Origin of the sequence: Hoyosella levis, from assembly GCF_026008515.1 — a bacterium.
Taxonomy (GTDB): domain Bacteria; phylum Actinomycetota; class Actinomycetes; order Mycobacteriales; family Mycobacteriaceae; genus Lolliginicoccus; species Lolliginicoccus levis.
Genome location: NZ_BQYM01000023.1, coordinates 1 through 9,029, shown reverse-complemented (window position 1 = coordinate 9,029; position 9,029 = coordinate 1). Strand labels below are relative to the sequence as shown.

Annotated in this window: 8 protein-coding genes and 1 pseudogene; 6 read left to right on the top strand and 3 right to left on the bottom strand. The window is 63.7% G+C overall.

Translation table 11 applies throughout. The features are described 5' to 3' along the window. Positions 1 to 144: 144 nt before the first annotated feature. The 3 genes from QC765_RS16510 to QC765_RS16395 all read left to right on the top strand — a co-directional run bounded on the left by QC765_RS16510 (position 145) and on the right by QC765_RS16395 (position 1,998). The gene (locus QC765_RS16510) at positions 145 to 594 is read left to right on the top strand and encodes an RGCVC family protein (protein ID WP_373876783.1); all 450 of its coding nucleotides are present in this window, start codon (positions 145 to 147) and stop codon (positions 592 to 594) included. A 107-nt stretch (positions 595 to 701) separates the two neighbouring features. Further along, positions 702 to 1,373, top strand: coding sequence for a hypothetical protein (locus tag QC765_RS16400; RefSeq protein ID WP_278315510.1), 672 nt, complete (start codon positions 702 to 704; stop codon positions 1,371 to 1,373). A gap of 250 nt (positions 1,374 to 1,623) precedes the next feature. After that, a complete protein-coding gene (locus tag QC765_RS16395) occupies positions 1,624 to 1,998 on the top strand; it encodes a VOC family protein (protein ID WP_278315509.1) in 375 nt (124 codons plus the stop codon). Here the strand turns inward: QC765_RS16395 and QC765_RS16390 are convergent. Next, positions 1,995 to 2,636, bottom strand: a complete 642-nt coding sequence (locus QC765_RS16390) for a TetR/AcrR family transcriptional regulator (RefSeq protein ID WP_278315508.1) — start codon at positions 2,634 to 2,636, stop codon at positions 1,995 to 1,997. The genes QC765_RS16395 and QC765_RS16390 overlap by 4 nt on opposite strands. Positions 2,637 to 2,721: 85 nt before the next feature. Here QC765_RS16390 and QC765_RS16385 point away from each other — a divergent pair. After that, a pseudogene (locus QC765_RS16385) lies at positions 2,722 to 4,149 on the top strand (serine hydrolase domain-containing protein). Positions 4,150 to 4,191: 42 nt separating this feature from the next. On the opposite strand, the gene QC765_RS16380 reads toward QC765_RS16385, so the two are convergent. Further along, positions 4,192 to 4,890, bottom strand: a complete 699-nt coding sequence (locus tag QC765_RS16380) for a PIG-L deacetylase family protein (RefSeq protein WP_278315507.1) — start codon at positions 4,888 to 4,890, stop codon at positions 4,192 to 4,194. Positions 4,891 to 4,931: 41 nt separating this feature from the next. Beyond that, entirely contained in the window at positions 4,932 to 5,123 is a 192-nt protein-coding gene (locus QC765_RS16375; RefSeq protein WP_192038587.1) for a hypothetical protein, read from the bottom strand. A 157-nt stretch (positions 5,124 to 5,280) separates the two neighbouring features. Here QC765_RS16375 and QC765_RS16370 point away from each other — a divergent pair, with 157 nt between their 5' ends. Together QC765_RS16370 and QC765_RS16365 are read left to right on the top strand one after the other, a co-directional pair. Continuing rightward, positions 5,281 to 7,065 carry an alpha/beta fold hydrolase gene (locus QC765_RS16370; protein WP_278315506.1) on the top strand — a complete coding sequence of 595 codons (1,785 nt, stop codon included), beginning with the start codon at positions 5,281 to 5,283 and terminating at the stop codon, positions 7,063 to 7,065. A gap of 452 nt (positions 7,066 to 7,517) precedes the next feature. Continuing rightward, complete coding sequence (locus tag QC765_RS16365; RefSeq protein WP_278315505.1) at positions 7,518 to 8,978, top strand: DUF262 domain-containing protein; 1,461 nt, start codon at positions 7,518 to 7,520, stop codon at positions 8,976 to 8,978. The last annotated feature ends 51 nt before the right edge of the window (positions 8,979 to 9,029 follow it).

Here is a 9,029-nt window from a genome sequence, read left to right as displayed (position 1 = left end):
ATCGAGTTGTCCTATCGAGTTCGAGCAGAGATCGACTATGATGACTTCCGCCGCATAGGTATTGGTGTCCATATCTCGGGGGGAACGCCCAACCGACTATCGAAGACATGGTCCACCGCCGCAGGGGCGCGTGAAGTCCTGGCGATGGGCTGGCGGCGCTCGTCCAACGCCCCCCAAGAAATATCTGCGAGCGAGAGTCAACAAATCCCGCCCAAAAATCGGACATCTGTTGACTCTCGCTCGCAGATTCCCGCCGCCGCCGGAGCTGCACACCCCCGAGCGGCCACTGCCTCAGCCTCCCACAGCGTAGGGTTGAGGGGCGCACCCATTTCAAGCAGCGGGCACCTGCCCCTGCGGGAGGCGCGTGATACGCCTGATCGGTTACCGACTCAGGCAGTCAGGAAGCTTCTCATGAGCCAGACACTCGCTCCCACCAAAGCCACTGCCACGGACACGGAAATAGCTGGCGAATCACGCCCCGACACGTGCGATATGTGCGGCCACTCCAGCGCCACTCACGATGCGATCGCCTCGCGCTACTGCCGCGCCACCCGCGAGCACACGCTGCACCGTGGATGTATCTGCCCCGGCTGACCCACCACGGTTGATCGACCACGGCTGATCCGCTCCGGCTGATCGACCACGGCAGGGCAGAGCGAACAACTCCTCGCACCCATGCGCGGTGAACTACGATCCTGGCCATGTCCAGCATCGAGACCTCGCGGGAATCCGCCCCGGGCGCGCTGATCACCGGCACTGGGGCACTGTTCCTGTTCCTGCTGCTGCGACTACTGGCCGTCTGCGACTACAACTGGAACGTCGCGTTCGCCGTTATCCACACCGTTGACCTCAACGAAGGCTTCGGCATCCTCGTCGGAACGCTCATGGGCGAACCACTCTTCACCGGCATCGCACTTGCCCTCATCGCCCCGCTGCCTCTGCTCCGGCTGCTCTGGCCAGGCAGTGCCACGCACCGAGGAAGCGCGCTCGTACTGATCGCGGTAGTCACCACCGCTTACGCATCGCTGCTGGTCACCTACCAGCAATGGTGGCTGCTCGCGATCACCACCGCCGTCACACTCACCCTCGTTGGCCTGCACCGATGGCGCCGCCACGGACGCCTGCACCAAGCCGGAACGCTCCTCCTGCGCCGCGCCTGGCTCATCACCGGGCTTCTCGTGCTCGTGCTCGCCGCACTGGTGCGGACGCCCTGGGTTCCCCTTGAGCACATCACTCTGGCTGACCGCACCGAAGACGGCTATGTCATGGAAACTTCCCCCGGCTTCCTCAAGATCCTCACTGCCGAGGACCGCGAATTCCTCATCATCCCGACCGATGAGGTGACCGCACGCGAGGAAAAGCACGTCGACTAAGGGCCTAGCCGCAATGGCCCACAGGCGCCTCCGCTGACAAGGACGGTTCGCAGCCATGCACGGATGGGCGACCCGATCATGCAGTGAGCCGGACAGCGGGCAACGCACGCCCGACCCACCACTGCAGCATCCTGCTTGAGAAAACCTGCCCGCAACCGCGGAGCTATTCGCATGCTCGCGCGCCCCCGCAACTCCTTCGTCGACCCAGTTCAGCTCCGCAAGGCAGAACCACAACGAAGGAGAAAACCAAATGCCTGCACAGTTCAACCACACCATCATCGCTGCCAAAGATCGCCACGAATCCGCTGCGTTCCACAAGGATTTGCTCGAAGCGGACGACGCGCCGTGCTGGGGCATCTTCACCAACCTCCAGATCAGTGACGGCGTCTTGCTTCAGTTCGCCGAGCCACCCGTCGAGATCCAGATGCAGCACTACGCGTTTCTCGTCGACGACGACCATTTCGACCGGGCCCTCCGCAAGCTCAACGACCGCGGGATCGAGTACGCCGCCGACCCCTTCTTCACCCGCATCGGCGAGATCAACCACGAGCACGGCGGGCGAGGAGTCTACTTCCGCGACCCTGCCGGCCATGGGATCGAGCTCATCACCCACGCGTACTTCTAGCTGAAGGAAGCGTCCGCAGCGCGGTTACAGGGGCCGCTGAAAATGGTGCTGATCAGGGTCGACAAGGATTCCTCCCCGCTGGCCCTCGTCTCGGGCCGTGGGTCTTCGAACAGGGTCCACGAAAGTCCGCGCACGAGCTGGCTCACCCGCCACGCCACTGCGTGCTCGTCCTCGGAGGCGTCGACCTCCCCGCACTCCCTAGCGTTGCGGACGGCTTGGGCGATCAGCTCCCGGAGGCGTGCTTGCCAGCGCCTGGACTCCGCTGCGAATTCCGGCTGGCGCAGGGCCAGTCCGGCGAACGCGAGCATGCACGAGGCCTCGGCGCGACGGTGCTCGTCCAAGGGAAGCAGCTCCTGCATGGCGCGCTGCATGATGTGCTCGATCCGCATTCTCTGGTTCTCCAGCTGATCGACCAGTTCGGCTACGCGCTCCTCGATATCGCCGATCAGGGTGCGGTGGGTCGCGATCAAGAGACTTTCCTTGCGGGGAAAGTAGTGCTGCACGAGGCCGACGGAGATGCTCGCGGTCTCTGCTGTGCGCGAGATCGTGACCGCCGCGAGCCCCTCGTCGTCGGCGATCGCGCGCACCGCGTTGTAGATCTGGCGGTGGCGCGCGGCGTGGTCGGCGGTGCGGGGCATCCCCGAAGGATAGGACGAAGAGACCTGCGCCGTGCGGATCGGGGTGGTGCCGCTCGGGGGTGCCGCGCGATACCCGTATCGGCATATGGTTATTCCGTGTATCGTTGCCGCCATGCGTCGACCAGCACTTCGCTTGCTGCCCGTGGCCCTCGTCGTGGCGCTGATGACGCCCGCCACATCACTGGCGACCCCTCAGGCGGCGGAGGACAACCTAGCCGCGCCAGCCTCCGCACCGGCCGCGATCGTCCTGGTCAGCGCGGGCGAGGACCCGCCACGCGTCGAGGCACATGGGCACATCGACGGGCGACCGGTCGATGCGGACACACCATTCCTCGTCGGCTCCCTGTCCAAGGCCTTCACCGCCATCGCGGTCATGCAGCAAGTGGAGGCGGGCAACCTGGAGATCGATGCACCGCTCGGGGATCAGGTGCCCGAAGCGTTGTCGACGGTCTCCGTGCGCCAATTGCTGTGGCACACCAGCGGCTTGTCGCGTCGTGCTGGATTGGAGCGCGCCGACATCGTCGACGACGATTCCGGGGCGCTTGGGCAGTTGGTCCGGTCCCTCGTCCACGATGATCTCGGACCAGAGCCTGGAACGACCTACCAGTACAGCGACGCGAATTACATGGTGCTCGGCCATCTCGTCGAGACCGTGACCGGAACCCCCTTCGGCTCCTACCTCGAGCGGGAGGTGCTTGCTCCCCTGGGGATGACGCGCAGCGCAGCGACGCGGGCGACGGCGGAGAAGCTCGGCGTGAGTGCTGGCCATCGGCTCGTTCTTGGCCAGATCAGCGACTACTAGCAGGACTACGTCACGAGCGGCGCCCCGTATGGCTACGTGGTGAGCACCGCCGCGGACCTCCATCGCTTCGCGCAGTGGCTGCTCGACCCTGGCCCCGGTTCACCGCTGAGCGCCGAGGCTGCGGAGGAGCTGACGGAGCCCGGCCCCCTGACCTCGACGGGGCAGCGCTACGCGATGGGATGGCGCGTGGGCGAACTCGACGGTGACGGGCCCGAGGTCATCGAGCACACCGGAGCGACCCCAGGCTCGTTCGCGCACCTCCTGCTCGTGCCGCAACAGGACCTCGCCGTAGTGGTGCTCGCCGACCTGTATGCAGAGGCGCTCGCGCCCGAGCTGGTGTCCACGGGCTGGAACACTGTTCGCCAAGCGACAGGGACGCCGATTCACGAGGGCAAGCCGAACATGCTGCTGCTGGCTGCGCCGTGGTTGATCGTCCTCGTCGCGATCATCGGCGCAGCGATAGCCGTGCTCGCTGGACGCGGCTTCATCCGCTCGACCCACGGTCGGAGCGGTCGGCGTCTCCTGGGAGCGGCATGCGCGGCCGTGATCGCGGGAGGACTGATACTCCTCCCCCAAGCATTCGGACTCGGATGGCGGGAACTGAACCTCTGGGTGCCCGACGTCGCTTGGGCCGCAGCCGCCGCAGCGATTGCCTGGGGATTGGCGGCGTTGATCGCGCTCGGCTCAGCCATGTTGCCGCGGAGAAACTAGCTGTGGGGGCATCCTCGGAACGCATGGTTTCGGTTTCTCGCGCTAGTTGCCGGGTTGCGGCCCATCTCCTGCACGGCCTTCGATGGGGATCAGCTCGAACACCACCGCAGCCTCGGTGCCCAGCTGCACGCCGCCGTGCATGAGGATCTCCTGCATCATCTCCAACGACCTATCGTCCGGACCTAGCCCCCGCAAATACTCCTGATGCTCCTGCAGCGACGCGACCGCTTCATGCACAAAATCACTGACATCCACACCATGCGTCGAAACGGGTGATGTGCACGCTGCCACCCAGCGCACACCGCCCGCCTCCTGCGCAGCAGCGACAATCGCCGAACCAGCATTGACATGATCCGACGAGTTCGCGAAATCCCCGCCCGGCCAACGATCGCGGAAGTTCAACGTGACGATCAACTCCGCCTGGTACTCACGCATCACCGCGACCAGATCAGCACGAAGCTCGGGCGAATCCTCCAGGACGAAGTCCGGATACCGCAGGAATCGCACATCCGACACCCCCACTCGCGCCGCGCTGGCCAACTGCTCCTTCTCGCGCAGCGGGCCACACACCTCAGGATCCATCCCCTCGATGCCTTGCTCGCCACTCGTGATCATCACATAGGAAACCGACTTGCCCTCCCGAACCCACCGGGCTATCGCAGCGGCAGCGCCATACTCAACATCATCCGGATGAGCAACGATCGCCAGCGCGCGCGACCAATCGTTCGGAAAAGGCTTCATGGCTTCAAGTGTGGCTCAGCAGGGCTGGGTTCGGGGGCGACTCAGGCGTCGTACTCCTCGCTATCCTCGAAGTAGTGCCACTCCCCCTCATCATCCTTCACCTCGGCCCTCCAACCGAGCTCACCCTTGCGCGGCTCATGATTGCGAAACCACGTCACCGCGTCTTCCGCGCTAGCGAAATCCCCCGTGTCCGAAACATCGCCCGCTGGATCGAGAATCCGATAGGTCGCCATTAGCAAGCACCTCCTAGTAGTCGGTCACCAGGAGGCTTCCCGCCGTCGCGGGTTTCAAACACGGGGGTTGGGTGGTGGGGGTGTGATCGGCGCTCGCGCACTATCGTCCACGTACTAGGGTGAGACCGTCCGCGCACAGCAGGTCAGGAGTCGAGCGATGAAGGTCGTTTTTCTGCACGGCATCGGTGATGGCGATCCGAGTGGAGGCTGGCTCGAAGGCCTCAATCATGCGCTCGTCCAGCTCCGGCATGACCCCGTGCCCGAGAACAGTGTGATCCGGCCCCACTACACCGACCTGCTAACGGATGACGAAGCTGCCAGGAAGATGCCGCCCGTTACGTACAAGCCCAAGGACGAGCATCTCCGGCGCCGCGATTTCGAGCGTCGGCAGGCCCGCATCGACCGTTCGTTCAACCGGAACCGTACCGTCGAATCCTTCGGGTTCCAGAAGCTTCCGGATGCGGTTCTCTATCCGGCGCAGAGCTTCTCCATCGACAAACTCTCGGTGATGGACCTGGACCAGGTGCGCCGCTATGTCCGCAGTGATGCCCTGCGCGGTGCGGTCATGAATCGCATCCTCGATCACCTCCCCTCGTACGGTGATGTCATCCTCATCGCGCACAGCCTCGGCAGTGTCATCGGGATCGACCTGCTCGATCACCTCCCCGAGAAGCTGCACGTACGACGCTTCATCACCATCGGCAGCCCCGCGCATTCTCCGGCCCTGCACGAGGGCAGCGAACGACTGCTCAAGAAGTTCCCGTACGGGAAGGTGGATGACTGGTCGAACTTCCTGGATACCCGCGACGTCGTCACCGGGGGCCGCGGCCTCGCATCTTCGTTCCCCGGGGCGCAGGACTTCGTCATCGACAACGGCGGATCCCATGGAGCCTTCGCATACCTGAGCCAGCCCGCTGTGGCCGAACTCGTTGCGGACGCGCTCTACCCCACGAAAGACATCGTCCTGGCCAGCGGAGACTTGACCGCCCGGCTCAGCGATAACGACATATCAGTCCTCCTGGTGCTCCACTACGGGCGAGCAGTGCGCCACCACATCAAGGACAAAGCGATCCTTGAGAGGTTTGAAGCCGCGCTCGACATCGTCCGGGACAACATCATCGACCAGATCGAGCAAACAGCAGCCAGCACAGGGCAACCCATTCCCGCTGAGCTCGCGGAACTTGCGCACGGAACCCTGCCGTCGCTCCCCCATCGATGGGAGATGCACGAAGCCGTAGCCGAGCTCATCGTGCTCGCATTCACCAATGTCGTGGATCCATTCGAGATCGACACCGGCAAAGCCCCGCGAGACGCACTGCCCGAGATTGCCGTCGAGATGGGATTCCGCCGCGACATCGGCACCAGAGTCGGTGACGCCATCGCGGAGGTCCAGCGCCATGTCGACAAGAAGTCTGGCCCACCGTGGGGACGGATGATGACCGCAGCAGCAGGGGTCGCGATCATCGCGGCCGGCCCAGTCGGCCTCGCCGCCGCAGCTCCCGCCGCATACGGCGCCGCGGCGCTCACCGGCGGACTCGCAGCATTCGGACCCGGCGGAATGGTCGGCGGGCTAGCCATGCTCGGCGGCCTCAGCGGAGCTGGCGCGATCCTCACCACCGCCGCGATCACCCACCGCAGCGCTGGCGGACCAACCATCGACCCGCAATCGCTCCTGAGACTCGTCGCCACCGAATACGCACGGAAACTCCTCGGCCTCCCGCACGACGAAACCCTGTGGTGGCAGCTCACCCACGCCGAGACCGAGCTCTCCGCCCGCATCAACCGATTCGCAGCATTCAGCGACCCCAAAGCGCCCCACCTCTCCGAAATGCGAGTCAAACAAACCATCGTCACGCGGCTCATCTCCTTCATGGCCGAGAAGGGACTCGGCCCGCGCGAGCTCGAAGCGGGGGCTGGGGTGGAGAATGGGGAGCTGGAGTAGGGGTTGCACGTCACAACTCCGCAGACCATCGAAGGAAGCGATGCGCAGGAAGATCCGGCCTAGCACTACAGCAGTAGATCGGATTTATTGATGTTGCGATCTGCGGTTGTAGTGACATTGGCGAGGTCGTTGCTGTTGTCTACGTCGCCATAGGGACCAGTCGAGGATGTCGTCTCGGGCTGTGTGAAGCGGTACCAGGCTCAGGCTGATGACCAGTGTTAGGAACTCATTGATGGCCAGCCGGATCAGTTTCGGATCGTACCGTCAGCGACTCGCTGGGAAGCGGTGGTGACGCCAGGAACACGTGGACATGTACATGTCCCCCGGCTTCCTTTGATAGTTCTGGCCTCGGCACCAAACCAATCGCAGCTTTACTTGTCGGGGTCGCTCTGTACGCTGCTACCCGATTGCGCTACGACCGTTAAACGTCGCTGTAGATAGGATTGGACCCTGTGAAGGCTTCGGAAGCACGACTCCTGGATCTGCTGGCGAAAAGCAGCCAGTTCGTCATCCCCATTTACCAGCGCACCTACTCGTGGACCGAGGCTGAGTGCGCGCAGTTGTGGGCCGATGTGGTGCAGGCGGGCACCGACAATAGCCTCAACGCGCACTTCCTCGGCTCCATCGTGCATGTGGAGAAGGGACTGTCGAACCTCGTCTCGCAGGAACCAAACCTCGTCATCGACGGTCAACAGCGCCTCACCACCGCGATGTTGCTGATCGCGGCACTCGCTGAGGCACTATCCTCGCGGTCGGAAGCGGACCGGGAACCTGTCGATGGCTTCTCCCCCCGGAAGCTGCGCAACCGCTACCTGGTCAATGACGACGAGGAAGGCGACCGCTTCTTCAAGCTCGTCCTCTCCCAGACCGACCGCGACACGCTCAAGGCGATCGTCGCGAATGCGCCGATGCCGCACAACCTGTCCGAGCGGGTCCGGTCGAACTTCGAGCAGTTCGCCTCGTATCTCGCAAAGCCCAGCACTGACCTCGCAGCTGTCTGCCGCGGGCTGGCCAAGCTCGTGGTCGTCGATATTCGCCTCGACCGCACTCACGACAATCCCCAGCTGATCTTCGAGTCGATGAACTCGACCGGCCGCAAGCTCTCCCAGGCAGACTTGATCCGCAACTACGTACTGATGGGCCTAGAGCCTGCCGTGCAGGAACGGCTCTACAACCAGTACTGGCGTCCGATGGAGCTGGATTTCGGCCAGGCCGCGTACGAGGCGCAGTTCGACGACTTCGTGCGCCACTACCTCACTGCCGTCACCGGCGACATCCCGCGATTGGCAGACATCTATGAAGCTTTCAAGGGGTACGCAGGCAAGACCCACAGCGATGGCCAGACAGTGGAGCCGCTGGTTATCCAGCTCCGCGATTACGCTCGTCGCTACTGCGCCATCGCGCTCGGCCAGGAACCGGACAAGAAGCTCGCGGCAGCATTCCAGGATCTCCGGGAGATCAAGGCCGACGTTGTCTACCCGTTCCTGCTCGAGGCCTACACGGACTACGAGCTAGGCACTCTGTCGGTCGAGGAACTGACCGACATCGTCCTCACAGTGACCTCGTATGTGTTCCGCCGGGCAGTGTGCAAGATGGCCACCAATTCGATGAACAAGACCTTCTCCGGTTTCTCAAAGGCCCTGCGCAAGGATAGGTACGTCGATAGCGTCCGTGCGCATTTCCTAAGCATGCGCAGCTACCGGGCTTTCCCGTCGGACGACGAGTTCTACGAAGCCCTCCGCGCTACCGACCTGTACCACTTCAAGCGCCGCTCATACCTGTTGCGCCATCTGGAGAACCACAAGCGCAAGGAGCACGTCTCCATCGAGGACTACACGATCGAGCACATCCTGCCCCAGAACGAAAACCTATCCCCTGCCTGGCAAGAAGGGGACTGCTGCACGATCAGGTGACAGGTTCGGTCACGCAGCCTGAGTGGCTGGTGTGGTCATGATGGTCTCGTA

Coding starts and splice junctions, on each gene's coding strand:
- QC765_RS16395 (WP_278315509.1), top strand. CDS start 1,624: ATGCCTGCACAGTTCAACCACACCATCATCGCTGCCAAAGATCGCCAC.
- QC765_RS16510 (WP_373876783.1), top strand. CDS start 145: ATGGGCTGGCGGCGCTCGTCCAACGCCCCCCAAGAAATATCTGCGAGC.
- QC765_RS16400 (WP_278315510.1), top strand. CDS start 702: ATGTCCAGCATCGAGACCTCGCGGGAATCCGCCCCGGGCGCGCTGATC.
- QC765_RS16380 (WP_278315507.1), bottom strand. CDS start 4,890: ATGAAGCCTTTTCCGAACGATTGGTCGCGCGCGCTGGCGATCGTTGCT.
- QC765_RS16390 (WP_278315508.1), bottom strand. CDS start 2,636: ATGCCCCGCACCGCCGACCACGCCGCGCGCCACCGCCAGATCTACAAC.
- QC765_RS16375 (WP_192038587.1), bottom strand. CDS start 5,123: ATGGCGACCTATCGGATTCTCGATCCAGCGGGCGATGTTTCGGACACG.
- QC765_RS16370 (WP_278315506.1), top strand. CDS start 5,281: ATGAAGGTCGTTTTTCTGCACGGCATCGGTGATGGCGATCCGAGTGGA.